The sequence below is a fragment of the Duganella sp. GW821-FHT07G03 genome, assembly GCF_059418605.1.
The window spans coordinates 15,672-41,751 of sequence record NZ_JBWKQE010000033.1 but is presented as its reverse complement, the minus strand read 5'-3'; the positions used below and the strand labels follow the sequence as shown (position 1 = coordinate 41,751).

The window sequence follows — 26,080 nt, the reverse complement described above, 5'->3', positions numbered from 1 at the left end:
ACCTTAGAATGGCCTGACCAGATGGCGATATCCAGGCCACCCCACGAATACGAGACACAGATGCTGAAAAAGACTGCCGCCCCTGCCGATAGCAACGCCCACGAACCGCGCCTGTACCGCGTAGTGGCCGACCGCATCCAGGACCTGATACGCGAAGAGAAGATCGCCGGCGGCGAACGCCTGCCGTCGGAACGCGACCTGGCCATCAAGTTGAGCGTCAGTCGCGCCTCGCTGCGCGAAGCGCTGATCGCGCTGGAACTGGGCGGTGTGATCGAAGTGCGCGGGGGCTCCGGCGTCTATGTCAGCGAAAAGCCGGAACCCTCGACCGCAGACCTGCCGGAAGCCGGTCCCGGTCCGTTCGAAGTGCTGTCCGCGCGCCGCCTGATCGAATCCGAGATCGCCGCCATCGCCGCCCGCGTCGCCACCGACGGCGCCATCGACGCCATCCTCAAGGCGGTCGTCGAGATGGAACAGAACCACGCCAATTATTCGAGCAATGAGCAGGCCGACCGCAACTTCCACCTGGCCATCGCGCGCGCCACCGGCAACAGTGCGCTGGTCGGATCGCTGAACTACCTGTGGGACCAGCGCGGCCGCCTGTGGCACAAGTTGAAAGAACACTTCCAGACCGAGGAACTGCGCCAGGAAACGCTGAAGGATCACCGCCGCATCCTGGAGGCGATCGCCGCCCACGATCCGGCGGCCGCGCGCAAAGCCATGCGCGCCCACCTGGAACGCGTGACCCGCACCTTCTCGCGCGGATAAAAGAAGTCGTAGCAAGCAGTAAGGCAGCACCGCAGTAACGCAGGGCCGGCCTCGATGCCGGTCCGCGAACAAAGCAATAAGTTATCGACCGTTTTGCGACCTCGGCCCGTGTTCACCACGACGGCCCTCGTCTCAACGGCACGGAGTACGCGAGGTGCTCCAATCACGTCCAGTGCTTTTCCCAGCACGGCGCATAACTTTATTCAAAAAGACTTAGGAGACTAGCATGAACACGTCCGATCACTCGGTCCAGAACCGTTCCGCCCAACCCCGCCTGCTGCTGTCGGCCATCACCGTGGCCGTGCTGACGCTGGCCAACCAGGCGGCCGCGCAACAGAGCGCAGAACCGGCGATGACCCGCGTCGAAGTGACCGGTTCCAGCATCAAGCGCCTGGCCACCGAGGCATCGCTGCCGGTCAGCACCGTCAAGGCCGAGGACTTCATCAAGCAAGGCATCACCACGCTGGCCGACGTCATGATGTCGCTGCCGCAGTCAGCATCGCTGGCGCCGTCCAACGCCGGCTCGGGCACCAACATCAACCTGCGCGGCCTGGGCGTGAACCGCACCCTGGTGCTGCTCAACGGCCGCCGCATGGCCAACGAGGCGATCGCCGACGGCTACGCCAACCTGGACGTGATTCCGATGAGCGCACTGGCGCGCGTCGAGATCCTGCGCGATGGCGCATCGTCGATCTACGGCTCCGACGCCATCGGCGGCGTGGTCAACTTCATCACCAAAACCTCCTACGAAGGCTTGTCGCTGACCGGCCAGGAAGTACAGCCGGAGAAGAACGGCGGCGGCGACGAGCAGCGCGCCAGCATCACCTGGGGCAAGGGCAACCTGGAACGCGACGGCTGGAGCATCTACGGCACCATCGATGCCCACCAGCGCACCCGCCTGGCCGCGCGCGACCGCGCCGACCTGAGCTCCGCCGCCCTGCTGGCCTCCATCGGCCGCGCGCCGACGCTGGGCACCGGCGGCAACGCCACCCCGGCCAACTTCACCACGGCCACCAACAAGACCGCGCAGAATCCATACGCCGCAAGCGGCTGCCTGACGCCCTACTCGATCGTCGGCCAGAAGGGCACCTGCGTCCTCGACGCCAACGAATACGGCACCGCGCTGTACGCCAACCAGCAGGTCACGTTCTACGCCCGCGCAGCCAAGAAGCTGAGCGAAGACCACGTCGTCACCATCGACTACTCGCGCGGCGAGGAGTTCATCCTCGGAACCAAGAACCCGACCAATGCGCTGGCCGTCAGCGGCGTCAGCGCCACGCTGCCATCGACCAGTAAATGGTATCCGGGTAAGAGCGGCGGCGTGCCTGCGGTCGCAGGCCTGAACAATGCACCGCTGATCCTGACCTGGGCCGTGGCCGACCTGGGCCTGGCCACCACCAAGGACGTGCAGCTGAACCAGCGCCTGTCCGTCATGGATGAAGGCACCCTCGCCGGCTGGGACTACAAGGCAGGCTTGGTGGTCGGCGTTTCGCAGCGCGACAACTACTACCAATCCGGCTACGCCAAGGGCCAGGGCCTGCTGGACGGCCTGAAAAGCGGCGCACTGAATCCCTTCGGCGTGCAGGACGCGGCCGGCCAGGCCTACCTCGACACCATCAAGGTCGATGGCGCCAAGAACCGCACCTCCAAATCGACCTTCACCGGCGTCGACCTGACCGCCAGCCGCACGCTGATGGAACTGCCGGGTGGCTCGATGGCGCTGGCGCTGGGCGCGGACTTCCATCGCGACACCACCGAAGACACCAAGCTGCCGATCAGCGCCGAAGTCACCTACGCCAGTTCCTCGCCAGCGCACGGCGAAGGTTCGCGCAACGTCGCCGCGCTGTTCGCCGAGCTGAATGTGCCGGTCACCCAAAAGCTGGAACTGAACGTCGCCGTGCGTGACGACCATTTCAGCGATTTCGGCAACACCATCAATCCGAAAATCAGCTTCCGCTACGAGCCGACCAAGCAGCTGATGTTCCGCGGCTCGGCCAACACCGGCTTCCGCGCACCGACGCTGTTCGACCGCTACGGCTACCGCCTGCCCGGCGCCACCGGCCTGACCGCCGCCAAGTGGGACGATCCGGTGCTGTGCCCTGGCGGTACGCCTGGCGCGGCCGGCACCGGCAAGCCACTGGCCGGCTATGTCGCTTCGGCCGTCTGCAACACCACGCTGCCCAAGCAGACCGGTTCCAATCCTGAGCTGGTGCCGGAAAAATCGAAAGGCTTCACGCTGGGCACCGTGTTCGAACCGACCAAGTCGGCGATGGTGTCGATCGACTACTGGAACATCAAGATGACCAATATGCTGGCCAACTTGCCGGAGCAGGTCTACTTCCTCGATCCAGTCAAATACGCCTCGTTCTTCGTGCGTAACGCCGACGGCACCATCAACTACATCAAGAACACCACGATGAACCTGGGCGGCCAGAAGGCGGCCGGTATCGACGTCTCGGGTTCGTACGCCTTCCCGCACACGGCCTACGGCGACTTCAAGGTTTCGCTCGACGGCACCTACCTGACCCAGTTCGACAACCAGCTCGATAACGGCAGCCCTTACGTGTCGAACATCGGCCAGTTCGGCCTGGCCAGCAACGGCACCACCAGCAGCCTGCCTATCATCACCTTCCGCTGGAAGCACACGCTGAAGCTGAACTGGGCCGCCGGCAACTGGAACACCCAGCTGACCCAGAACTACAACTCCAAGTACACCGACCAGAACCTGGTGGCGCAACAGTACTGGCGCAACATCAACTCGTACAAGGTATGGAACTGGACCACGACCTACACCGGTTTCAAGAACATCCAGGTTACCGCCGGCGTCAACAACCTGTTCAACGTGAATCCGCCTGTGACCAACAGCAGCCTGTATAGCTTCGGTTACCTGAGCAGCGCCGCCAGCCCGATCGGCCGCGCCTACAACGTCCGCGCCACCTATACCTTCTGATGAGAGCACAGATGCATAAAGACGAACAGAAAGGCGGTGGCCTCGGCCGCCGCCGCTTCCTGCAAGCCTTGTCGGCGGCCGGCCTGGCCGGCGGCGCCGGTCCGGCGGCGCTGGCTGCCAGCACCAAGGCGGCCGATCCCTGGAAGGAGGCGCAGGCCATCATCGACCGCTTCAAGAAGCCGTTGAAGTTCCGCGACGAAGACTTCGTGGTGACGGCCTTCGGCGCCGCCACCTGCGTAACCAAACCGGTGACGGCGTGGACCTCGTTCACCGAGTCGGACACGCTGCAAACCCCGGTGGCCGGCTCGCACGACTGCTATCCGGCGATCGCCGCTGCCATCGCGGCCTGCCACAAGGCCGGCGGCGGCCGCGTGGTGATCCCTGCCGGGAACTGGCTGTGCGCCGGTCCCATCGTGCTGCTGTCGAACGTGAACGTGCACCTGAAGGCCGGCGCCCACGTCTACTTCAGCAATAACCCGGCCGACTACGCCAAGTACGGCGCCTATGACTGCGGCAAGAACGGCAAGCTGTCGATCACACGCTGGGAAGGCAACGACCTGCTGAACTACTCGTCGATGGTGTACGCGCACGGCCAGGACAACATCGCCCTGACCGGCGAGGACAACACCGCCATCCTGGACGGCCAAGCCGGTGTCGCCTTCGACGGCGATCCTGATTGCTGGTGGTCGTGGAAAGGCCGCGAGAAGCCGAATTGGGCCGGCGACATCGCCGCCGGCGCGGGCAACTACGTCAAGCACACCAAGGGCAAGACCGAAGTGCACGTCAATCCGGCCAACCCGGCCTCGCTGCGCGAGATCGCGCCGCACCTGAGCGAAGCGGAAGCCCTGTTCATCCAGGGCCCGAACGACAAGTGGCGCACCGACTCCTACTATCTGCGCTCGCTGGCGGAAGCCCGCGTGCCGGTGGCCAAGCGCGTGTTCGGCATCGGCCACTACCTGCGGCCGCACATGGTGCAGTTCATCAGCTGCACCAACGTGCTGTTCGAAGGCTACCAGACCACCAACACGCCGTTCTGGCAGCACAATCCGGTCAACTGCCACGACATGCATGTGAAGAACATCTACGCCAACAGCATGGGCCCGAACAGCGACGGCTTCGATCCGGAGTCCTGCACCAATGTGCTGATCGAGGACTGCCACTTCAACACCGGCGACGATTGCATCGCCATCGATTCCGGCAAGGGCCCTGATATCCAGTTCGGCCCCGCCAAGAACATCGTGATCCAGAACTGCAAGATGCAGAGCGGCCATGGCGCGCTGACGCTGGGCAGCATCATGTCCGGCGGGATCGAGAACATCTACGCGCAGAACCTGGTGTTCGAGAACAGCAACTGGAAAAGCGATCCGCTGAACATCGCGATCCGCCTCAAGACCAATATGAGCCGCGGCGGCTACCTGCGCAATATGCATGTGCGTAACGTGCATATCCCGAACGGCATCCGCACCACGCCGGCGTTTTATTCGACGCTACCAGGCTCGCTGATCCCGACCAAATCGGTGGCCACGTCGGCGGGCGGCATCATCACCATCGACTGCGGCTACGATCCGATCAACGACAACGTGCGTATCCGTCCGCCGAGCGTCAGCCATGTGCGGATCTCGAACGTCACCTGCGCCAACGTCGAGACCAAGGCCGGCAGCTACTCCTGCTACCAGGCCATCGTAATCCTGGGGCCGGTGGCGTCGGACTACAACGGTCCGGGCAAGCCGGTGGTGCTGCCGGTGTCCGATATCGAAATCAGCGACTGCGATCTGGGCACGCCGGTCAACGCCGACAAGCCTATGTATCTGTACAACGTCAAGGGGCTGAAACTGAAGAACGTCAAGATCGGCGGCAAGGCCGTCAACCAAAGCTTCTCCGCCTGAGTCCAGGCGCCGGTCCGCGACGCGGCCGGCGCCTTTTTTTATTCCCCGGATATCGTCATGAACTTCCAGATCCTCACCCTCGCCGCCGCGCTATTGCTGGCCGGCGCCGCGCCGCACGCCGCCGAAACGTCCGCCAAACCAATCCGCGTCATCCTGGTCGGCGATTCGACCATGGCCAACAGCAGCGGCTACGGTGACGCATTCTGCGCGCGCATCAACCGCACCAACACCTGCCTCAATCTGGCCAAGGGTGGCCGCAGCTCCGGCAGCTTCCGCGCCGAGGGCCGCTGGGACGAAGTGGAAGGCCTGCTGCGCGGCGCCGCAGCCTACCGTGCCACCTATGTGCTGATCCAGTTCGGCCACAACGACCAGCCGGGCAAACCTGGCCGCTCGACCGACCTGAAAATCGAATTCCCCGTCAACATGACACGCTACGTGCAGGAGGTGAAGGCGCTGGGCGGCATTCCGGTGCTGGTCACGCCGCTGACGCGCCGCAGCTTCACCAACAAGGTCCTGGAAAACAACCTGCTGCCGTGGGCCGATGTGATCCGCACCACTGCCGCCGCGCAGCACGTCGCGCTGCTGGACCTGAACGCCGACAGCTACGCCGCGGTGCAGGCGATGGGCGAAGGCGAAGCCGATACGCTGGCCGTGGCGCCGCGCCCTGAAAAAATCACCGAGGCCGCGCTGGCGGCCAGCAACGTGGAAGTGGCGGGCGCCGCCAAATCCGCCTTCGACCGCACCCATGTTGGCGCCAAGGGCGCGGCCTACTTTTCGCGCATGGTGATGGACGAGATGAAGCGCGCCTTGCCGGAGACGGCCGGCCAGTTCAAGCCAGAGAGCGAGCAATGACGAAGCGGTTGTCCAACGCAGGCATCGCCTTTCTGCTGGCCACCTCCGGCGTCGGCGCCGCGCAAGCGCAGGACATGCGCACGGTCGTCGAACCAGTCGCGCCGGCGTCCTGCGCGGTGCTGGTGGCCGCTGGCGACGCGCCCGGCAAGGACGATACTGTCCGCATCCAGCACGCCATAGACCAATGCGCGCCTGGTCAGGCAGTGCGGCTGTCCGCACAAAATGATAAGCGCAGCTTCGTCTCCGGCCCGCTCACACTGCGCAGCGGCGTCAGCCTGCTGATCGACGATGCGACCACGCTGTACGCCAGCACCAATCCCAAACTATTTGATCGTGGCGCCGGCACTTGCGGCACTGTCGACAAGCTGGGGAAAGGCTGCAAACCCTTCATCACTGCCGACAAGACCAAGGGCAGCGGCATCTTCGGCGAAGGCAGCATCGACGGCCAGGGCGGCCACGTGGTCGACGGCGCCGGCGAATCCTGGTGGCAGCTGGCGCGCCGCGCGCAGAAGGAAGACGCGCGCCAGAACGTGCCGCGCTTGATCGAAGTCACCGGATCTCAGGATTTCACGCTGCACAAAATCACGCTGCGCAATTCGCCCAACTTTCACGTCACGCTGAACAACGTGGATGGCTTCACCGCCTGGGGCATGCGCATCGACACACCGGCCGCCGCGCGCAATACCGACGGCATCGATCCCGTCTCGTCGCGCAACATCACCATCGCCTACAGCCATATCCGCACCGGCGACGACAATGTCGCCATCAAGGCCGGCAACAACGGACCGACGGAGAATATCTCCGTCCTGCACAATCACTTTTACAGCGGCCATGGCATATCCATCGGCAGCGAGACCAATGGCGGCGTGCGGCGCGTGCTGGTCGATGACTTGAGCATCGACGGCACTACTTCCGGCCTGCGCATCAAGAGCGACGTCTCGCGCGGCGGCGTGGTGGACCAGGTCAGCTACCGGAACGTCTGCCTGCGGGACGTCAAGGCGCCGATAGACATCAGCACCCGCTATAACCCGCATGCGGAAGGCACGCAGGTGCCGGTCTACACCAACATCGCTTTCGACGGTGTGCACAGCGTCACGCCGGGCCGCGTCATCATGCAAGGCTACGACGAGCGGTATCCGCTACAGGCGACGCTGCGCGACGTCGGCATCGCCGGCAAGACGGACAGGAAGATCGAATTCGCCAGCCTCGCCGGCGAGTTCAGCACCACGCCGGCAGCCGTTTGCGCCGACCGGTTCCCTTCCTTCCCTGCTGCCACGACGGCCGCGACGCGCCCGCAACTCAGCATCGAGCAATCCAGGCAATACGCCTACGGCGAAGTGTTGAAATACGTCGGCGTCGCCGGCAGCGAAACCATCGATCCGTGGGACCCGCTGTCCGATCCGCTGGCAAAAGGCGCGGCCTTCACGCCCGACTACATCGTCGACAAATCCACGAAGGCCGACGGCGTCAGGCTGTTCAACACCGTGCAGGAAGCCGTCAGCCGCGCGGTCGCCGACAGCAAGGCCCATCCCGCCAAGCGCCTTTACATGCTGCTCAAACCGGGCATCTACCAGGAGCTGGTCTACATCCCCGCCTCCACCGCGCCGATCACCATGTACGGCGAAGGCAAGGACGCTGGCGCCACCAAAATCACCGCCCGGCTGGACGCCTCCAACACCGGCGCCGACTACGCCCGGCTATACGATGCGCAATTCGCCAAGGCCGCTCCTGCGGTTCAGGCGATGTACGCGACCATCAAGGACCGCGCCCAGATCGGCACCTTCGGCACCGCCACCGTCTGGGTGCAGGACAACGGCTTCCAGGCTCGCAACCTGACGTTCGAAAACGCCTACAACAAAGACACTGGCAATGCCCGCGCCGAAGCGCTCCCCAACGTCAACAACATTCACCACCAGGCGCTGGCGCTGCAAGTGGACGGCGCCGACAAGGCGCAGTTCGAAAATATCCGCCTGATCGGTTTCCAGGACACGCTGTACTTGAAGGCCCCGCAGGTAGCCAACACCTCGCGCAGCTTCTTCAACAAGTCCTACATCGAAGGCGACGTCGATTTTATCTTCGGCGACAGTACCGCCTACTTCCACCAGACCGAGATTAAGTCTCTGGGCGACCGTGGCCTGTCCTACGCCGCCGCGCCGGATACACACGTCAAAACCCGCTACGGCTTCGTTTTCGACAACTGCCGCTTCACGCACGACAGTTCGCCAAACGCCAGCGCCGGCGCGTTCTACCTGCTGCGCCAATGGTTCCACAACTCGCGCTGCACGCCCTACGACAAGGTTCCCGTCGACGGCTACGCCTGCACCTTCGGCCCCGCCAACGGCTACCAGGCGCCGAAAGGCACTGTCGCCAGGAACTCGCTGGAAGCGGTCGGAAAAATGGTCGTCATGAATTCGCGCATCGGTTCGCACATCAACCGCGCGGCGCCATGGTCGGACTGGAACAAGAAAGGCACGCTGGCCTACCGCCCTGCCCAATACAACTCCGACGACCATTGGAACAACCTGATTAAAGCCGGCATTGATCCCGTCAAGGATCTCGGCTACACCGCAAAGCCATCGCCGGCGGAAGTCTTCCTCGGTGAGTTCAACAATTCGGACGAATAAGGAATACCGCATGACTATCAACACCCAGCGCCGCAGTCTGATGAAAGCCCTGCCGGCCGCCGGCCTGTCGCTCGGCATGCCGGCACGCGCTGCCACCGCGCCCGATCCGTGGCTGCAAGCGCAAGCCATCATCGACCGCGTCTCGCGGCCACTCACGTTCCGCAAGCAGGACTTCGTCATCACCGCCTACGGTGCGCAGACCTGCAAGATAGTCAAGGTCAAGGCCTGGATCTCGTTCGAAGAACAGGACACCGTCGATACCCCTGCCGCCGGATCGAACGACTGCTACGCCGCCTTCAAGGCCGCCATCAAAGCCTGCCACGAGGCGGGTGGTGGCCGCGTGCTGATCCCGGCCGGGAACTGGTACTGCGCCGGCCCTGTCGTGCTGCTGTCGAACGTGAACCTGCATCTGAGCGCCGGCGCGCAGATCTACTTCAGCAACAACCCGGCCGACTACGCCAAGTACGGCGACATCGATTGCGGCAAGCAGGGCAAGCTGTCGATCTCGCGCTGGCAGAGCAACGACTGCCTGAACTTCTCGTCGATGATCTACGCGTACGGCCAGGACAACATCGCCCTGACTGGCGACGACTGGACCAGCACCCTGAACGGCCAGGGCGGCGTACCGTTCAACGATGAAGGCGACTGCTGGTGGACCTGGAAGGGTAAGCTCAAAACGTTGAACGCGGTGGCGCAAGGCTCCACGCCCAATTTCACCAAGGGGAAGATGTCGGAGAATACCGAGAATCCGCTGAACGCCGAGTCGCTGTCCACCATCGCGCCGCGACTGACCGAAGCGGAACGCCAGCTGATACAAGGCGAAGGCGCCCGCTGGCGCGCGGACGCGCAATACCTGCCGGCGCTATCGGAAGCGGGCGTGCCGCTGTCCCGGCGCGTGTTCGGCTTGGGCCACTTCCTGCGGCCGCCGATGATACAGCTGATCGGCTGCACCAACGTGCTGCTGGAAGGCTACCACGTGACGCACACGCCGTTCTGGCAGCACCACCCTGTCCACTGCCGCAACATCGTCATCCGCAAGGTCCACTGCGAAAGCCTGGGTCCCAACAGCGACGGATTCGATCCGGAAGCGTGCGACCATGTGCTGATCGACGGCTGCACCTTCGACACCGGCGACGACTGCATCGCCATCAAGGCCGGCAAGGATCTCGATACGCAGTATGGCCCGTCGCAGAACATCGTGATCCAGAACTGCACCATGCAGAGCGGCCATGGCGCCGTCACACTGGGCAGCGAGATGGCGGGCGGCATCCAGAACGTCTTCGCGCAGAAGCTGGTTTTCCAGAACATCAACTGGGCCACCAATCCCTTGAACACGGCAATCCGCCTGAAGACCAACCTCAATCGCGGCGGCTACCTGCGCAACTTCCATGTGCGCGACATCTCGATACCGAACGGCGTGCAAACCAGCCCTTCGTTCTACGCATCGCTGCCGGGATCGCCGATACAATCGAAGACCGTCGCCACGGCGGCAGGCGCCATCGTCACCTTCGATTGCGACTACACGCCGCTCAGCGACAATGTCCGCACGCGGCCGCCGGTGGTCAGCAACGTCCACATCTCCAACGTCAAGGTCGGCAACGTCAAGACCAAGGATGGCAAGGTGGTGTCGTGCTACCAGGCCATCGTGATCCTCGGCCCCGTGGCATCGGACTACAACGGCCCGCTGCCGATGCCGGCCGTCGTTCCCGTCACCGACGTCACCATCACCGACTGCGACTTCGGCCTGCCCGCCAACATGGCGCAGCCCTGGTTCCTCTACAACGTGCAAGGCCTGACGCTGAAAAATGTCACGATCGGCGGCAAGGTGCATAACACGACGCTGTCGGCCTAAGCAGCGGGACCTGGTATGAATTCGCATATACTGACGTGACTTACACGTCCGGAGTCCGCCATGCGACCACTGTTGATGCTGCTGTTGTTGTCATCCGCCGCCACGCAGGCGGCGCCTGTCGAGGCGCTCAAGCCGATGGCCTTCCTGGCCGGGCATTGCTGGAAGGGTGACTTCCCGGAAGGTAAGCAGAGCGACGAGCATTGCTTCCAGTGGCAATACGACGGCAATGTGCTACGCGACATGCACACCGTGCGCACGCCGGGCAAGCCGGACTATATCGGCGAGACGATCTATTACTACGATTCAGCGGCCAGGCAGGTGGCGTTCCTGTACGTTGAAAACGGCGGCGGCTACAGCCGCGGCACGATGACGCCGACCGCCACCGGCCTGGAATTCCCCGCCACACAATACATCGCCGGCAACCAGTCCCTCACCTACCGCGTCCGCTGGACACCCGCCGGTGCCGACGCCTACGAGGCCTTCAGCGAAATGAACATCAAGGATAAATGGGTCACGCAGTTCAAGCTGGTGCTGAAGAAGCAGTAAGCTGCAGCGGTCACTTCTTGGAGCCGTTAGTGAAGTAAAACGAGATGACGAGCGTAACCAATGGAAATGCTCCTATCTTTACCAGCTCAAACATCTGCGCCAGCGCCGGGTTCTCAGGGTAACAGGCATAGCCAGCCATCTCGCACGTACACAGCAGCGCCAATCCCAGCAGTATCTGCTTGGCGAACTTCAGCCGCTCACTTTCACTGACGCTGACGCTGCTCGATGTCAGATCGGTGACATCAAGTTTCCGCTCAGGTTCGGCATCCATCAGACACCCGTTACAACGCCCACTGCCTTCAGGGTGTTATCGGGCATCCGCCGTACAAATCCTAATGATGAGCCATCGCATTTTTGCTTTTCTTCAAACGCGACTTTGAGCAATAGGAATGCACGTCGCATCGCCTCGCCTTTACTAATCCCCCTCGCACAAGCAATCATGGTAAGGGTATCGTCAATTTCTGGCGACATTTCCACAGTCATGCTTCTCATGATGCACCTCCATCGCAGCACATTTGATAAAAATTATACTGCGCCTTTTTCGGCCGGTTTGTTTGAGAAAAACCAAACGGGCGGACTAGGGTGTGAGGTGGAAATAGTCGATATCGGCATGGCCCGGTGCGGCGCCACATCCAGCCAGCAAGGCCGCAAACAGAAAGGGCAGAAGCCTGTTCAGCATCTGCCCCGTCATTACAGTCCGAACGGCGTTTCCGCCACGCCTTGCACGCCCGGCCGCAGCAGCACGACTGCGCCGCCCCACTCCGCGTCTTCCGGCTTGCCGGAGACGATGGACGTCACCATCAACGTATCCAGATCCTTGCCGCCGAACGCGCACATGGCCGGCTTGAGCATCGGCACGTCGATGCGGCGATCCAGCTTGCCGTCCGGCGTGAAGCGCAGCACGCAGCCACCGTCGTTACCGCAGATCCAGTAGCAACCGTCGCTGTCGATGGCGGCGCCGTCGGGACGGCCCACATACGTCGACATGTCCGCGAACACGCGGCGGCCGGACGGCACGCCGTCGTTGGTGTCGTAATCGAACGCCCACACCATGCGCCGCGCCGGATGCGAATCCGACAGGTACATGGTGCGGCCATCCGGCGAGAACGCCAGGCCGTTCTGCGTGATCAGCTCCGACACCACCGGCGCCGAAATGCCGCGCACCGCATCGTAGCGATACAGCTCGCCGACCGCGCGCGCGGCCGACATGTCCATGAACATGGTGCCGCTCCAGAAGCGCCCCTGACGGTCGCAGCGGCCGTCGTTGAAGCGCATGCCCTCGCCCAGCCCGGCGGCGGGCGCAGCCAGCCTGGCCTGGACCGCGGCTTCCGCCTCGCCCAGCTCCAGGCTGAAAATGCCCGTCTCCATGCCGGCGATCAGCCCACCGCCCGCCTTGGCCGCCACGCAGGCGACCATTTCGGTGGTGGTCCAAAAGCGCGCCGCGCCGCTGGCGCCGTCCAGGCGCCATACGCGTTTGGCGGGAATATCGACCCAGTACCAGGCCGATTCCGCCACACTCCACGTTGGGCTTTCGCCCACCGTGCAACGAATGTCGCTTATGCGTTCCATGCCAGGTCGCCGTTGACGACGCGCGGCAGGTTCTGCGGATTGGCGTCAGTCAGCGATTCAGGCAGCAGATACGCAGGCACATCCTGGTAGCACACCGGACGCAGGAAACGGTCGATGGCCGAAGCGCCGACCGACGTCGTCCGGCTGTCGGAGGTCGACGGGAACGGGCCGCCGTGCACCATCGCGTGCGACACTTCGACGCCGGTGCCGAAGCCGTTGAACAGGATGCGGCCCACTTTGCGTTCCAGCGTAGGCATCAGGCGCGCCGCCAGTTCGCGGTCGTCGGCGGTGGCGTGGACGGCAGCGGTCAGCTGGCCTTCCACGTGTTCGGCCACGGCCAGCATCTGCGCTTCATCGTCGCAGACAACCAGCAGCGAGGTCGGTCCGAAGATCTCGCCTTCCAGCGCGGTGTTGCTCAGGAAGGACTTCGCGTCGACCTGGTACAGGAAGGCTTGCGCAGCGCATGGGGCATCCGTACCCTGGCCGGCGGCGACCTGCTGCACGCCGTCGATGGCGGCCAGGCCGCTGACGCCGGAGACATAGGCTTTGTGGATGCCAGGGGTCAGCATGGTGGTCGCACTTTTCGCGCCCAGCGTGCCCGATACGGCGGCCACGAAGGCTTGCAGCTTGTCGCTCTTCAGGCCGACCAGCATGCCAGGGTTGGTGCAGAACTGGCCCGAGCCCAGGGTCAGCGAATCGGCGAAGGCTTGCGGCAGCTTGGCGTTATCCAGCGCGCCAGGCAGCAGGAAGACCGGATTGATCGAGCTCATTTCGGCGTAGACCGGGATCGGCTCTTTGCGCGCGGCGGCGGTGCGCATCAGCGCCAGGCCGCCGGAACGCGAACCGGTGAAGCCCACGGCCTTGATCGCAGGATGGCTGACCAGGTTCTGGCCGATAGTCTGGCCGGAACCGATCAGCATCGAGAACACGCCTTCCGGCATGCCGCATTCTTGGGCGGCCTTGGCGACAGCCTTGCCGACCAGTTCAGAAGTACCCAGGTGGGCCGAGTGGGCCTTGACCACGACCGGGCAGCCGGCAGCCAGCGCCGACGCGGTATCGCCGCCGGCCACCGAGAACGCCAGCGGGAAGTTCGATGCGCCGAACACGGCGACCGGGCCCAGGCCGATCTTGCGCAGGCGCAGATCGCTGCGCGGTGGCGTGCGTTCCGGCAGCGCGCTGTCCAGCGTGGCGGACTGGAAGCGGCCGTCGCGCACGACTTTCGCGAACAAACGCAGCTGGTTGCAGGTACGGCCTCGCTCACCTTCGAGACGGGCTTGCGGCAGGCCGCTTTCCTGCATCGCGCGTTCGATCAGCGCAGGGCCGATGTCCATGATGCGGTCAGCGATGGTTTCCAGGAACTTGGCGCGCGCTTCCAGGCCGGTGGCGCGGTAGATGTCGAAAGCCTGATCGGCCAGTTCGCAGGCGCGCTGCAGGTCGGCGGCGCCGGCCAGGCCGAAGGCCGGTTCGATTTCCACGTTACGCGATGGATCGATCGCCTTCATCGTACCTTCTTTGCCCAGGACCGCGCTGCGGCCGATAACCATTTCACCAGCAACTTGCATAATGACTCCTCAATGTATGAAAAGCGCGGACGAGCCGCGCTTGTTTTATATTTGTCGCCGCCGCAGGGATTACTGAGCGCCTTGTTTGCGGATCAGTTTATCCAGCATGTCGCATTCTTCCGCAGTCAGATCGGTCAATGGTGCGCGCACCGGGCCTGCATCATGGCCCACCAGGCGTGCCCCCGCTTTCACGATACTCACTGCGTAGCCGGCCTTGCGGTTACGTATCTCCAGGTATGGCAGGAAGAACTCGTCCAGCATGCGGTTTTGTTCGGCGTGATTGTCCGACGCGACGGCATGGTAGAAGTCCATCGCCAGTTTCGGCATGAAATTGAATACCGCCGATGAGTATACCGGAGTACCCAAAGCCTTGTACGCGGCCGCGTAAACTTCGGCGGTCGGCAGGCCGCCCAGGTAGCTGAAGCGGTCGCCCATCTTGCGCCAGATCGAAACCATCAGCTCGATGTCGCCGACGCCGTCCTTGAAGCCGATCAGGTTAGGGCAACGGTCGGCCAGCTTGGCCAGCGAGTCCGGCGTCAGGCGGCAGTTGGCGCGGTTGTAGACCACCACGCCGAGGTTGGTTGCCTTGCAGACTTCGGCCACGTGTTCGATCAGGCCATCCTGGCTCGCTTCGGTCAGGTAGTGCGGCAGCAGCAGCAGGCCCTGCGCGCCAACGCGCTCGGCTTCCTTGGCGTAGGCAGCGGCCACGCGGGTCGGGCCGCCGACGCCGGCCAGAATAGGCACCTGGCCGGCGCAGGTGTCGACGGCGGTCTTGATGATGTCGGTGTATTCGTTGGCCGTCAGCGAGAAGAACTCGCCCGTGCCGCCGGCGGCGAACAGCGCGGTGGCGCCGTAGGGAGCCAGCCATTCCAGGCGCTCGATATAGGTCGACTTGCGGAAGTTGCCTTCAGCGTCGAAGTCGGTGACCGGGAACGACAGCAGGCCGGAGGAAAGAATTTTTTTAAGGTCATTCGGTTGCATAAGGTCTCCAATAATCGACAGCGCATCTCAGGACGGGGAATTTGGCAGCTGTGCGCCACCTGTTGTATGACATCGTACAACTATCTTCGTGAGTGAGCAAGCGATTTAGCGAAATCCGCCGAATCGCCCTGCTCTCGTTGCTTTTTATGCAGTCTGGCCGGAGGCGATGCCTTCTTGCGCGCGGCGCAGGCGCTCGCGGCTGTTGCTCAGGTGGGTGCGCATGGCGGCGCGGGCCGCCTCGGCGTCCTTGCGCAGGATGGCGTTGTAGATGTCGTCGTGTTCGCGGTTGAGGCGCTCCAGGTACACGGCCGGATCGTCATGCGCCAGCTGCGCCGAATTGACGCGCGCGCGCGGGATGATGGTGTTGCCCAGGTCGCTGAGGATGTCGACGAAATAGCGGTTGCCGGTCGCTTGCGCGATCAGCAGGTGGAAGGCGACGTCCGATTCCACCGAGCCGGGACGGCCCTGCGAATGCTGGATGCGCTTGAGCACCGCGCCCATCTCCTGCACCTGCTCTTCGGTGCGGCGGGTGGCGGCCAGCCAGGCGGCCTCGGTCTCCAGGCTGATGCGCAGTTCCAGGATGGCCAGCACGTCGCCGATGGTGCGGATGGTGTCGGCCGAGATGCGCAAATTGGCCGGCTGCGGCTCCAGCACGAAGGTGCCGATGCCGTGGCGGGTCTGCACCAGCCCCGCCGCCTGCAGGTGCGAGATGGCCTCGCGCACCACGGTGCGGCTGACGCCGTGGATCTCCATGATGACCGACTCGGTCGGCAGCTTTTCGCCCGGCTTCAGCGTGCCGGCCTGGATGCTGTTGGTGAAGGCCTCGACCACGCCCTGGGCGAGGTTGCGATGCTTCTTCTTCGGCACGAGGACGGTAGGAGCGGACATGGGAGCGGCGGCGGTCTGGTTCATGGTCTTTTTACTGTTGTATGACGACTGTTAGCATACACGCTTCTGACGTGTCGCACGATCCGCATATTGCCAGACTTTGGGCAACAATTGTGCCTTAGACACTATTTTCGGCACGATTAGTGCATATGGACTAGTACGTTAAACAACACTCAGGCCAATACTCAGGCCAACAACGCGGCGCTCATGGAGGCAGCCTCGTCGGCAGATTCGAACAGGATTTGTTCCAGCGCGGCGTTGTCGTCGAAGAAGCCGGCCAGGCTGGCGTGTTCGCGTTGCGGCGCCAGCGGCGACGGCACGGGGGCCAGGTGCTTGGCGATCAGCAGGGTATCGCGCAGGCCCAACGGCGGCGGCGTCAAGGTGGCGCCGCGCAGTGAGACGATGGCCTGGCTGACCGGCTCCGGGATCGCCATCTTTTTCATGATTTCGCGGGTGATGATTTCCTGCGCCGCGCCCATCCAGTCTTCGGGGTCGTCCAGCAGGCCGGGGATGTCGTCGGCGCGCGCCAACAGGTAGAAGCCCCCCGCCTCGTGCACGATGCCGGCGAACAGCGCGGTATCGGCGTCGGTGCGAGTCAGCTTGCGGGCGATCACGTGGGACAGCGCGGCCACGTGGGCCGTGTGGCGCCACAATTGTTCAGCCTGGGCGCGCAAGGCGGCGTCGCGGATGCGGCTGCCGAACTGGCGCACCACCATCGCGGCGGCCATCGTGTACAGGTTGCGGAAGCCGACCCGCTGCACCGCCGCGCGCACGCTGGTGACCGGCGCGCCGCCGCGGTTGAACACCACCGCATTGGCCAGCGCCACGGTGCGCGCGGCCAGCAGCGGCTCGCCCAGCACCTTGCGGATCACATCCTCGATATCGCAATCGGGATCGGCCAACGCCAATTGCAGTCGCAAAGCGGCATTGACGCTGGTAGGAAAAACCAGCTCCCCCTTTGAAGCCTGGGCAACAATCTCGGCGTAGTCTTTTAGTTTTTCCATGGAAACATTATACCGTGGAAAACTGGGGTCAAGTCTGACATTCGGACACGAGCTCCGCCGTATTTGTTCGCTACGGCGGAGCTCGTGTCCGAATGTCAGACTTGACCCCGGGGCTTACAGGTGGGCGGCGATCTGCGGCAGCAGCTCGTCGAAGGTGCGGCCTTTGCCGTTTTCACCGATGGCGTGCATCTTCCATTCACCGTTGTGGCGATACAACTTGGCCATGATCTGCGCCGAGTGCGGGCCCTGCACGGACAGGTTGAAACGCGCCACTTCCTTGCCGCTGCTGGCGTCCAGCAGGCGGCAGTAGCCGTTTTCCACTTGCTCGAAAGTCTGGCCGGTGAAGCTGTTCACCGTGAACACCAGGCTCTTGATCGTGGACGGCACGGCGCTCAGGTCGACGTTGATCTGCTCATCGTCGCCATCGCCGGCGCCGGTGCGGTTGTCGCCGGTGTGCTGGATGCTGCCATCCTTGCTCTTCAACTGGCGGAACCAGATCACGTCGACCGGCGCGCCGGACTCGTTGAACATCACGCACGAGGCGTCCAGGTCGACCGCCTCGGTCTTCGAGCCGAAGCCCAGGAAGCCCTTGGTCTTGATCGCATCCCAGCCCAGGCCCATGGTCACGCGACCCAATGCGCCGCCCGATTCCTTGGCCAACGAGATCTTCTGCCCCTTGCTTAAACTGACTGTCATCTTGCTACTCCTTTGAATTTACTGCGCAACGCCGCGCTGCGCCCAGGCCTGGAATGCCGCGCCGTTACGCGAGCAGATCAGGATTTTTCCGTGGCCGGAAAAGCGCAACACCATGCCTTCGCCGCTGGTCTGGCTGTTGACCAGATTGCTCAGAAAGCCGCTGTTGCCGCCGGTGGTGACCGAGATTTCGTAGCGCAGCGCGCTATCCCATGCCACCACATGCGAGTTATCGATGATCACGTCGCGACCCGGCGTGACGTCCAGCTGCGAGATCGAGCCGAAGCCCGATACCGCCACCTGGCCGACGCCCGCGGTCTCGGTGATAAAAAAGCCGCCGCTCTGCGCGAACAGCGCATTGCCCAGGCTTTGGGTACGCACCTTCAGCTCGACGCCGGAGGTGGCGGCGACGAAGGCGCCGTCGCTCAGCATGTACTGCTGCTGGCCGACGTCGAGCACCTGCATCGCTCCCGGCAGGCGCGGCGCCAGCAGGCAATCGCCCTCGCCGCGCACTGCTTCGATGTGTTGCTGGAAGAAGGACTCGCCGTTGGCGAAGCGGCGCATGATGGCCGCGCCGATGCCGCCGGTGACCTTGCCCTTCAAATCGAGCGCCGCTTCCATCATCACCATCGCATCCGACTCGCAGTAGATCTTTTCACCGTGAGCCAGCGAGACGTGCAGGAAGGGATCGATGTCGCCGGTGATCGAAAATTTAGGCATGATGCAGTCCTTTCTTCTTCAGGTTAAAAATTAAACGCTTACGCCGAACGACGATGCCAGCGGACCGAGGCCGCCCTTGAAGCCCTGGCCGACGGCCTTGAACTTCCAATCGGCGCCGTTGCGATACACCTCGCCGAAGATCATCGCCGATTCGGTCGAACCGTCTTCGGACAAGTCGTAACGGGCGATCTCGCCGTTGCCGGCGCCATTGACGCAGCGGATGAAGGCCTTCTGCACCATGCCGAAGTTCTGGCGGCGCTCGTCGCCCTCGTGGATGGTGGCGCAGATGGCGATGCGTTCCACGTCGGCCGGCACACGGGTCAGGTCGATGGTGACGGTTTCGTCGTCGCCATCGCCGGCGCCGGTGCGGTTGTCGCCGGAGTGGCTCACCGACTGGTCCGACGATTTCAGGTTGTTGTAGAAGATGAAGTCGTTGTCGGCGCGGACCTTGCCGTCCACTTTCAACAGGAAGGCCGAGCCGTCCAGGTCGAAGTCCTTGCCGTCGGTGCTGCGTACATCCCAGCCCAGACCAACCACGATTTTCGACAGGCCTGGCGCTTCTTTGCTCAGATTGACGTTGCCGCCTTTTTGCAGACTGATTGCCATGATGTGATGCTCCTAAAAAGAGAACCGGACTTTATTGCTTACTTCCGTACTACAGGCGGCGGACCGTGTCCGTAATTAACGGTCCGCCGAATTCTTTACGCTGCGATAGCGACAGCAGCTTCCTTGTGACGGCGATGGCGCACCGAGGACCACAGCGAGGCGCCGATGAAGGCCACGCCTATCAGGCCGGTGAACAGTTCCGGGATGTGGAACTTCATACTCGCCAACATGATCGCGGCCAGGATACCGATCGCATAGTGCGCACCGTGCTCCAGGAAGACGAACTCGTCGAGCGTGCCCTTCTTCACCAGGTAGACCGTCAGCGAGCGAACGAACATCGCGCCGATCGCCAGGCCCAGCATGATGATCACGACGTCGGTGGTGATGGCGAACGCGCCGATCACGCCGTCGAAGCTGAACGAAGCATCGAGCACTTCCAGGTACAGGAAACCACCGATTCCGCCCTTCTTGACCAGGTCTCCGACGTTGCTGCCTTCTTCTTCCTTCTCCAGCAGGTTGCTGACCGCGTCGACGCCGACGTAGATCAGGATGCCCCACAGGCCGGACACCAGCACCACCAGCTTTTGCGCCTCGCCTACCAGGCCCATAGAGCCCAGTAGGACGGCCAGCGCAATCATTACCGAGATCGAGGAGACCTTGCCCAGCGAGCCGAGTTTCTTCTCGACGTTGCCCAGCCAGTGGACTTCTTTCTCGTCATCGAACAGGAAGTTCAGGAACACCAGCAGCAGGAACATGCCGCCGAATGCCGCCACTTCCGCGTGGTGATTCGTCAGGTGCATCGAATACGTTTTAGGGTCGTTCAGCGCCAGCTGCCACACATCCATGATGCCGATGTCCGCCGCCACCGCCACGATCACCAGCGGGAACAGCAAGCGCATGCCGAACACCGCGATGATGATGCCGACGCCGAGGAACAGCTTCTGCCAGTAGTCGTCCCAGGTCTTGAGCACGGAGGCGTTGACCACCGCGTTATCGAACGACAGCGACACTTCCATCGCGGCCAGGATCGCGGCGATACCCACGGCGGACAAGGCGCCGCTCCAGCCAGACAGTTCGTAGCCCCACCAGCCCGCTGCAGCAAGGCAGAGGAACGTGACGAGGAATGACACTTTGAAGTGTTTCATTCTTTTCTCTCATGGTTATAAATCGATGGGATGCAGTGTAGAGAACAATGCGTTTTTTAAAAATAGAAGATAATTGAAGTATTACTTCGTAAAAGCAGAAGATCATGAAAACCAGTGGACTCAATTTCCGGCATCTGTATTTCTTCTGGATGGTGGCCAAGGAAGGCGGCGTCACGCGCGCGGCCGAGCGCCTGGGGCTGGCCGTGCAGACCATCAGCATGCAACTCGCATCGCTGGAACAATCGATCGGCAAGCAGCTGCTGGAGCCCCAGGGCCGGCGCCTGGTGCCGACCGAAGCGGGCAAGCTGGCGCTCACCTACTGCGACCAGATCTTCCTGCTGGGCGACCAGTTGCAGGACGCGCTGGAGGAAACGGAAGCGAGCAAGATGCGGCTGACGGTCGGCATCTCCGACTCGCTGCCCAAGCTGATCGCCTACCGCCTGCTGCAGGCGACGCAGCAGCTGGAGCAGCAGGTGCGGCTGGTGTGCATGGAGAACGAATTCGAAGCGCTGCTGGCCGACCTGGCGCTGGGCAAGCTGGACGTGGTGCTGACCGACCGCGCGGTGCGCGCCGGCGGCAGCCTGAAGGTGTTCAGTCACTTGCTGGGCGAAAGCGACATGAAGCTATACGGCGTGCCCAAGCTGGCGCGCAAGTACCGGCGCAACTTCCCGGACAGCCTGCACGGCGCGCCGCTGCTGCTACCGACCCGCAACAATGCCCTGCGCGGCCGCATCGACGCCTGGCTGGTGCAACACAAGGTGCGGCCGGACATCGTCGGCGAGTTCGAGGACAACGCCATGCTGAACACCTTCGGCCGCAACGGCCTGGGTCTGTTCTTCGCGCCGTCGGCGCTGGCGCAGGACATCGAGGAGCAGTTCGGCGCCGTGCTGGTGGGCGACGCGCCCGAGCTGCGCGAACAGTTCTACGCCATCTCCAACGCCCGCAAAATCACCCATCCGGCGATCGAGGCCATCCTGTCGGCGGTCCATAGCGGGCCCTTCGCCATCGCCGACTAATCTTTTTAATAACCCTGTCCTGTCTCAAATGTGCGGACCCGCTCAAATTTAAAATAAGAGCATTATTCGCGCGCGCATGGATTGTTATATTTGGAGAGAATTGAACGCCGAAATTTCCGATTAGCTGGATGAAATGCGCAAATATGTTGCAGAATATTTTTTATTTTATTAAACAACTTTCATATAATAAAAATTATTAGCCAAGCAACGGCAGATATGCCATTATGTTGATTCAGCGCAACAAATTTGCCTAACCAATAACGGAGACCATCTTGAATGCAGCCGCCACCCAGCGCCGTATGCGGCGCCTTTCTCCGCAACTGACAACCAAGTTGCTGTGCGCGGCAGTGTGCACCACCATGGCCAGCGGCTGTGCAACCGATCCGCGCACCGGCCAGCCATCGTTCCAGCAAACGTTCGCCAGCCAGGACCCATGCTCGAACAATGCACGGAATATTGGTATCGCGGTCGGCGCCATCGCCGGCGCGATACTCGGCAACCAAGTCAAGCATTCAAATGGCGCCCGCGTCATCGGCGCTTTGGCCGGCGCAACCATGGGTGGTTTGATTGGCCGCGATATGGACCAGCGCCGCTGCGAACTGTCCAAAATCGCAAAACAATATGATTTGAATCTGAAGACGTCGACCATCAGCGCCGACGGCGCAGTGATCGACGACAGCCGCCTGAATGCGTCGTCCAATGCCGAGGCCATTAAAAAGAATGCGGTCGGCATGACCGTGGAACTGCGCGAGCAATTCGGCAAAGGCGGCCATTTCGAAACCAATTCAGATCAATTAACCGAACAGGCCCAGCGTTATTTTTCGGCCATAGCCGATTCTTATAACGCCAGGCTCATCGCCAATAACATCAGCGATCCGCAAGAAAAAGCCAGCTATATTGCCCAGGTCAGCCAACGCAAAATCTTGTTAATCGGCCATACCGACGATACCGGCAGTTCGCGTTTGAATGCCGACCTGTCGGAACGCCGCGCGCAAGCCGTGGCGGCCTATATGGAAAGACGCGGCATACCGAAAGACTCGCTGTATTTCCAGGGCGCCGGCGAAGCCTATCCGATTGCCGACAACGACAGCGATAACGGCCGCGCCCAGAACCGCCGCGTGGAAATTGTCGAGATCGCCGGGGAGGCCAATTTCAACCGCTACCTGGCGGAGCGCAAGCCGCGCTATGAATTCTATCGGGGCAGCGCGACGCCGCCGCCGGCCACGCAGGTGGCGGCAGCAACGCCTGCCCCAGCGGCCGCCACCAAGCCGGCGCCGGTCAAGGTCGCGCCTGCAAAGGCCGCGCCGACCGCCGTCGCCAAGGCGCCGGAGACTGCGGTGGCGGCTGCCGTTGCGGCGACCACCATCGCCGACGGCATCGATTTCGGCGGCACGCCATTGTCCACCGTCGCCGCCGTCGACCTAGGCCAGCTCAATTCCAAGTCCGGCGGCAGCTTCCACCTGATCAGCAACGCCTACGCCGACGAGCCGCCCATCATGTCCGACTGTTCGCGCGACCGGCCGCGCGTGGCCCACGGCGTCAAGGCCCTGGCGGACGGCAAGAGCTACCGCATCAGCGAGTACCTGCCCGGCCTGTACGGCAAGACCTGGACCGAACAGGTCAACGGCCACCAGATCGTGCTGAACAAGTTGACGGTATTGGCCAGCAACGGCGCGGCGGCCAACCCGCCGGAGTTCAAGGTGTACACCAACTACAACGCCGCCAAGAACGCCAATCCGACGGCGGCGCTGGCCATCAATCCCGAAGTGAATACCTACCTCGGCAACAAGGGCTTGTTATACCGAATGTTCTTCAACGGCAAAGGCGGCCTGTCCTGCGCCGACGTCGTGTTCGGCAGCGATGGCGGCACAGCGGCCAAGGGCGGGCGGCTGATCTATGCGCGCGGCGCGCGGCTCATGTCCGCCGACTTCAAACCAACGTTATATCAAAAATAAAGGGATGAACTCATGAAGGAATTTATCAGCACGTCTCCGGCACTGGCCTGGAGCATCGTCAGCGTGGTGCTGGCCTTGGCCGTGATCGCCATGTTGTGGCAGCAGGTCAAATGGTGGTGGTTCAACACCTGGGTCAATTTCCCCTTGGTCGGCCGCATCGCCACGCTGGCGCGCGATGCCAACGAAGATGTCGCCTATCCTGGCTGGTTTTCCGGCGAGCGCACGCTGTGCCAGGAATACAAGAACTTCGTGCACGTCCAGGACGAGCATGACTTCAACGAAAAAATCACCTACCTGACCAAGGCCGGCGACAACGGCCGCCACAGCACGCCCCGCTGGATCTGGCTGCTGACGGTGTCGATGGTGTTTGTCGAAGCGCTGGGCTTCTCGTATGTGCTGGCCGGCTACACCATTCCCGGCGCCAGCGAAAACCTGCAACAAAACGGCGCCTACGGCATCGCCTTCCTCATCTCCGTGATCCTGGTGGCGTTCACCCACTTTGCCGGCCACGAGCTGTACAAATCCGGCCGCATCAAGAACGCCCGCCGCGAATGGGTGGAAGACAAGCGCCAGTCCAAGCTGTCCACCGGCACCATTCCGCTGGCGCGCCCGCAGAACAGCGACGACGGCATGCCCGCGTACACCCAGCTGTGCAATCGGGTCGGCGCCCATCCGACCTACCTGGTGTCCATCGCCACGCTGGTGATCGTGCTGCTGATCGCTGGCGCCGCCACCTATGTGCGCGGCCAGGTGCTGGAAAAGGAACTGGTGGCGCGCGTCACCCAGGTCAACAAGCAGATCGACAGCGGCAATCAGGCCGCCACCGACAGCCTCGATATGAGCAAGCCCAGCGTGACGCTGCCGGACGCGGACGTCGCCGCCAACCACAGCGCGGACAAGAAAGTGGCCGTCGAGGAAGCCGACATCGACCGCCATGGCGGCTGGGCCACCTTCATCGTGCTGGCTTTCGTGTTTGTCTTCCTGCAGCTGCTGGGCGTGATCTTCGGCTATCGCTGGGGTTTCGCCGGCGAGAACAGCACCGAGGCGTACCGCGATATCGGCGGCGGCCGCTATTCCAGCTACACCGCGGTGCGCGAGGCGTATCGCCGCGTGGCCGATACCGCACAAGCGCGCCTGGCCGTGTTACAGCAAAAGATCATGGCCAAGAACAGCCATGTCGGCACCTCGGGCCAGCACCTGAGCAAGACTTTCCGCGACTATGTGCAGGAAACCCGGATCGCCGACCAGGCCGAACGTCAGCACGAGCGCCATCACGCGCAGGCCGTCAAGGCGCAGGCCGAAGCGCCCACCCCGGCTCCTGCTCCCGCAGCGGCTCCGGTTTCGGCTTCAGCTCCACAGGCCGGCTCTGCCGCCGAGGTGCTGCAACAGCTGAACGCGCTGGGCGACGACAAGCCGGCCAAACTGGCCCTGCTGGCAAGCTTGCCCGACAGCCTGAACGCAGAAGTGGTCGCGGCGCTGAAACTGCAGAAGGAAGAGAAAGCCCGCCAGGCCCGCAATGCCGAACTGGAGGATTTGCTGTGAAGTGGGGCGCCTTGCTGCTGCAACTCTGCCTGTCCGGTGCCGCTGTGGCGGCCAATACCAACGCCGTCCAGAGCTGCCAGGACAAGTCGCTGCCGCCGTTTCCGCCGACGGCGCGCGAACTGCTGGTGGTGATAGACCAGACCACGCCCCTCAGCCCGGCGCTGCAACAGCTGGTCGCCAACAACATCAAGCCCTTCCTGGCGCCGGGCAACCGCTTCAGCGTGGTGGTGTTCTCGGCTTACACCCAAGGCCATTACACCGAGCTGCTGACGGCCGGAACGCTGGATGCGGCGCTGCCTGGCGAAGCCCGCAACGACATCGCCAAGCCTGCGCTGACCAAGCTCGACCTGTGCCTGCAACGCCAGCCGCAGCAGGCGGCGCAGGCGGCCGGACTAGCGTTGCGCGCGGCCTACCAGGGCACCAGCAGCAATATCGCAAAATCCGATATCTTCGCCAGCCTGAAGTCCATCGCCAGCGTCATCAAGCAGTCCACCGCGCAGGACAAAGTGGTGCTGATCGTGTCCGACATGCTGGAAAATTCGTCGGTCAGCAATTTCTACGCCGAACAGGGCAAGTCGGTGCGCAATGTGGTGCCGGCCAAGGAAATGCGCGCGGTCGAAGACAACCACCTGCTGGCCGACTTTGGCGGCGCACGCACCTATGTGATCGGCGCCGGCCTGCTGGCGGACGACGCCATACACAGCAAGAACTATCGCGATCCGAAGACCATGCAGTCGCTAAGCGCTTTCTGGAGCGAATACTTCAGCAAATCCAACGCCAAATTGCTGGAATTCGGCCAACCCGCATTGCTGAACCCGGTACGTTAAACCCCTCCCAGGCGCCGGCGTCGGCCGGCGCCATCCCCCTCTGCGCCGCATATTTTGCGATGCATAATCGCACCGTCGTTTAAGATGTTCGTTTTAA

At 62.9% G+C, this 26,080-nt stretch carries 22 protein-coding genes; 11 read left to right on the top strand and 11 right to left on the bottom strand.

The window, feature by feature from the left end; all coding sequences use genetic code 11:
- The first annotated feature begins 21 nt into the window (after positions 1-21).
- The 7 genes from AC07OK_RS28625 to AC07OK_RS28595 all read left to right on the top strand — a co-directional run bounded on the left by AC07OK_RS28625 (position 22) and on the right by AC07OK_RS28595 (position 11,475).
- A complete protein-coding gene (locus tag AC07OK_RS28625; protein ID WP_494693451.1) occupies positions 22-765 on the top strand; it encodes a FadR/GntR family transcriptional regulator in 744 nt (247 codons plus the stop codon).
- 226 nt (positions 766-991) lie between these two features.
- Positions 992-3,715, top strand: a complete 2,724-nt coding sequence (locus tag AC07OK_RS28620; RefSeq protein ID WP_494693450.1) for a TonB-dependent receptor — start codon at positions 992-994, stop codon at positions 3,713-3,715.
- 11 nt (positions 3,716-3,726) lie between these two features.
- The gene (locus tag AC07OK_RS28615; RefSeq protein WP_494693449.1) at positions 3,727-5,601 is read left to right on the top strand and encodes a glycoside hydrolase family 28 protein; all 1,875 of its coding nucleotides are present in this window, start codon (positions 3,727-3,729) and stop codon (positions 5,599-5,601) included.
- Between the two features lie 57 nt (positions 5,602-5,658).
- The gene (locus tag AC07OK_RS28610; protein WP_494693448.1) at positions 5,659-6,453 is read left to right on the top strand and encodes a rhamnogalacturonan acetylesterase; all 795 of its coding nucleotides are present in this window, start codon (positions 5,659-5,661) and stop codon (positions 6,451-6,453) included.
- A complete protein-coding gene (locus tag AC07OK_RS28605) occupies positions 6,450-9,077 on the top strand; it encodes a pectinesterase family protein (RefSeq protein WP_494693447.1) in 2,628 nt (875 codons plus the stop codon). Before AC07OK_RS28610 ends, AC07OK_RS28605 begins: the two co-directional genes overlap by 4 nt.
- 10 nt (positions 9,078-9,087) lie before the next feature.
- Positions 9,088-10,929 (top strand): glycoside hydrolase family 28 protein, encoded by a 1,842-nt coding sequence (locus AC07OK_RS28600; RefSeq protein WP_494693446.1) that lies wholly within the window; start codon positions 9,088-9,090, stop codon positions 10,927-10,929.
- A gap of 60 nt (positions 10,930-10,989) precedes the next feature.
- Positions 10,990-11,475 (top strand): hypothetical protein, encoded by a 486-nt coding sequence (locus tag AC07OK_RS28595; RefSeq protein ID WP_494693445.1) that lies wholly within the window; start codon positions 10,990-10,992, stop codon positions 11,473-11,475.
- Positions 11,476-11,485: 10 nt separating this feature from the next.
- Here AC07OK_RS28595 and AC07OK_RS28590 read toward each other — a convergent pair whose 3' ends face one another.
- The 11 genes from AC07OK_RS28590 to AC07OK_RS28540 form a co-directional block, all read right to left on the bottom strand.
- Positions 11,486-11,746 carry a hypothetical protein gene (locus tag AC07OK_RS28590; protein ID WP_494693444.1) on the bottom strand — a complete coding sequence of 87 codons (261 nt, stop codon included), beginning with the start codon at positions 11,744-11,746 and terminating at the stop codon, positions 11,486-11,488.
- Positions 11,746-11,967, bottom strand: a complete 222-nt coding sequence (locus tag AC07OK_RS28585) for a ribbon-helix-helix domain-containing protein (RefSeq protein ID WP_494693443.1) — start codon at positions 11,965-11,967, stop codon at positions 11,746-11,748. Before AC07OK_RS28585 ends, AC07OK_RS28590 begins: the two co-directional genes overlap by 1 nt.
- 198 nt (positions 11,968-12,165) lie before the next feature.
- Entirely contained in the window at positions 12,166-13,044 is an 879-nt protein-coding gene (locus AC07OK_RS28580) for an SMP-30/gluconolactonase/LRE family protein (RefSeq protein ID WP_494693442.1), read from the bottom strand.
- Positions 13,032-14,606, bottom strand: coding sequence for an aldehyde dehydrogenase (NADP(+)) (locus AC07OK_RS28575; protein WP_494693441.1), 1,575 nt, complete (start codon positions 14,604-14,606; stop codon positions 13,032-13,034). Before AC07OK_RS28575 ends, AC07OK_RS28580 begins: the two co-directional genes overlap by 13 nt.
- Positions 14,607-14,675: 69 nt before the next feature.
- Complete coding sequence (gene kdgD, locus AC07OK_RS28570) at positions 14,676-15,587, bottom strand: 5-dehydro-4-deoxyglucarate dehydratase (RefSeq protein WP_494693440.1); 912 nt, start codon at positions 15,585-15,587, stop codon at positions 14,676-14,678.
- A gap of 144 nt (positions 15,588-15,731) precedes the next feature.
- On the bottom strand, positions 15,732-16,499 hold the full coding sequence (locus AC07OK_RS28565; RefSeq protein WP_494693439.1) for a FadR/GntR family transcriptional regulator: 768 nt from the start codon (positions 16,497-16,499) through the stop codon (positions 15,732-15,734).
- A gap of 161 nt (positions 16,500-16,660) precedes the next feature.
- Entirely contained in the window at positions 16,661-17,479 is an 819-nt protein-coding gene (locus AC07OK_RS28560) for an HDOD domain-containing protein (RefSeq protein WP_494693438.1), read from the bottom strand.
- A 114-nt stretch (positions 17,480-17,593) separates the two neighbouring features.
- Complete coding sequence (locus AC07OK_RS28555; protein WP_494693437.1) at positions 17,594-18,175, bottom strand: TerD family protein; 582 nt, start codon at positions 18,173-18,175, stop codon at positions 17,594-17,596.
- 18 nt (positions 18,176-18,193) lie between these two features.
- Positions 18,194-18,892, bottom strand: a complete 699-nt coding sequence (locus tag AC07OK_RS28550) for a TIGR00266 family protein (RefSeq protein ID WP_494693436.1) — start codon at positions 18,890-18,892, stop codon at positions 18,194-18,196.
- 30 nt (positions 18,893-18,922) lie between these two features.
- Positions 18,923-19,498, bottom strand: a complete 576-nt coding sequence (locus tag AC07OK_RS28545) for a TerD family protein (RefSeq protein WP_494693435.1) — start codon at positions 19,496-19,498, stop codon at positions 18,923-18,925.
- A gap of 95 nt (positions 19,499-19,593) precedes the next feature.
- A complete protein-coding gene (locus AC07OK_RS28540) occupies positions 19,594-20,643 on the bottom strand; it encodes a DUF475 domain-containing protein (protein WP_494693434.1) in 1,050 nt (349 codons plus the stop codon).
- A 104-nt stretch (positions 20,644-20,747) separates the two neighbouring features.
- On the opposite strand from AC07OK_RS28540, the gene nhaR reads away from it, so the two are divergent.
- The 4 genes from nhaR (at position 20,748) to AC07OK_RS28520 (ending at position 25,983) form a co-directional block, all read left to right on the top strand.
- Entirely contained in the window at positions 20,748-21,659 is a 912-nt protein-coding gene (gene nhaR, locus AC07OK_RS28535) for a transcriptional activator NhaR (RefSeq protein WP_494693433.1), read from the top strand.
- Positions 21,660-21,931: 272 nt separating this feature from the next.
- Positions 21,932-23,614, top strand: coding sequence for an OmpA family protein (locus AC07OK_RS28530; RefSeq protein ID WP_494693432.1), 1,683 nt, complete (start codon positions 21,932-21,934; stop codon positions 23,612-23,614).
- A gap of 12 nt (positions 23,615-23,626) precedes the next feature.
- Positions 23,627-25,156 (top strand): hypothetical protein, encoded by a 1,530-nt coding sequence (locus tag AC07OK_RS28525; protein WP_494693431.1) that lies wholly within the window; start codon positions 23,627-23,629, stop codon positions 25,154-25,156.
- Positions 25,153-25,983, top strand: coding sequence for a hypothetical protein (locus tag AC07OK_RS28520; RefSeq protein WP_494693430.1), 831 nt, complete (start codon positions 25,153-25,155; stop codon positions 25,981-25,983). The genes AC07OK_RS28525 and AC07OK_RS28520 overlap by 4 nt, the downstream gene beginning before the upstream one ends.
- Positions 25,984-26,080 lie beyond the last annotated feature (97 nt).

What these genes read in the sequence shown, in the direction of transcription:
- AC07OK_RS28625 (WP_494693451.1), top strand. Translation starts at nt 22, where the DNA reads ATGGCGATATCCAGGCCACCCCACGAATACGAGACACAGATGCTGAAA.
- AC07OK_RS28620 (WP_494693450.1), top strand. Translation starts at nt 992, where the DNA reads ATGAACACGTCCGATCACTCGGTCCAGAACCGTTCCGCCCAACCCCGC.
- AC07OK_RS28615 (WP_494693449.1), top strand. Translation starts at nt 3,727, where the DNA reads ATGCATAAAGACGAACAGAAAGGCGGTGGCCTCGGCCGCCGCCGCTTC.
- AC07OK_RS28610 (WP_494693448.1), top strand. Translation starts at nt 5,659, where the DNA reads ATGAACTTCCAGATCCTCACCCTCGCCGCCGCGCTATTGCTGGCCGGC.
- AC07OK_RS28605 (WP_494693447.1), top strand. Translation starts at nt 6,450, where the DNA reads ATGACGAAGCGGTTGTCCAACGCAGGCATCGCCTTTCTGCTGGCCACC.
- AC07OK_RS28600 (WP_494693446.1), top strand. Translation starts at nt 9,088, where the DNA reads ATGACTATCAACACCCAGCGCCGCAGTCTGATGAAAGCCCTGCCGGCC.
- AC07OK_RS28595 (WP_494693445.1), top strand. Translation starts at nt 10,990, where the DNA reads ATGCGACCACTGTTGATGCTGCTGTTGTTGTCATCCGCCGCCACGCAG.
- AC07OK_RS28590 (WP_494693444.1), bottom strand. Translation starts at nt 11,746, where the DNA reads ATGGATGCCGAACCTGAGCGGAAACTTGATGTCACCGATCTGACATCG.
- AC07OK_RS28585 (WP_494693443.1), bottom strand. Translation starts at nt 11,967, where the DNA reads ATGAGAAGCATGACTGTGGAAATGTCGCCAGAAATTGACGATACCCTT.
- AC07OK_RS28580 (WP_494693442.1), bottom strand. Translation starts at nt 13,044, where the DNA reads ATGGAACGCATAAGCGACATTCGTTGCACGGTGGGCGAAAGCCCAACG.
- AC07OK_RS28575 (WP_494693441.1), bottom strand. Translation starts at nt 14,606, where the DNA reads ATGCAAGTTGCTGGTGAAATGGTTATCGGCCGCAGCGCGGTCCTGGGC.
- kdgD (WP_494693440.1), bottom strand. Translation starts at nt 15,587, where the DNA reads ATGCAACCGAATGACCTTAAAAAAATTCTTTCCTCCGGCCTGCTGTCG.
- AC07OK_RS28565 (WP_494693439.1), bottom strand. Translation starts at nt 16,499, where the DNA reads ATGAACCAGACCGCCGCCGCTCCCATGTCCGCTCCTACCGTCCTCGTG.
- AC07OK_RS28560 (WP_494693438.1), bottom strand. Translation starts at nt 17,479, where the DNA reads ATGGAAAAACTAAAAGACTACGCCGAGATTGTTGCCCAGGCTTCAAAG.
- AC07OK_RS28555 (WP_494693437.1), bottom strand. Translation starts at nt 18,175, where the DNA reads ATGACAGTCAGTTTAAGCAAGGGGCAGAAGATCTCGTTGGCCAAGGAA.
- AC07OK_RS28550 (WP_494693436.1), bottom strand. Translation starts at nt 18,892, where the DNA reads ATGCCTAAATTTTCGATCACCGGCGACATCGATCCCTTCCTGCACGTC.
- AC07OK_RS28545 (WP_494693435.1), bottom strand. Translation starts at nt 19,498, where the DNA reads ATGGCAATCAGTCTGCAAAAAGGCGGCAACGTCAATCTGAGCAAAGAA.
- AC07OK_RS28540 (WP_494693434.1), bottom strand. Translation starts at nt 20,643, where the DNA reads ATGAAACACTTCAAAGTGTCATTCCTCGTCACGTTCCTCTGCCTTGCT.
- nhaR (WP_494693433.1), top strand. Translation starts at nt 20,748, where the DNA reads ATGAAAACCAGTGGACTCAATTTCCGGCATCTGTATTTCTTCTGGATG.
- AC07OK_RS28525 (WP_494693431.1), top strand. Translation starts at nt 23,627, where the DNA reads ATGAAGGAATTTATCAGCACGTCTCCGGCACTGGCCTGGAGCATCGTC.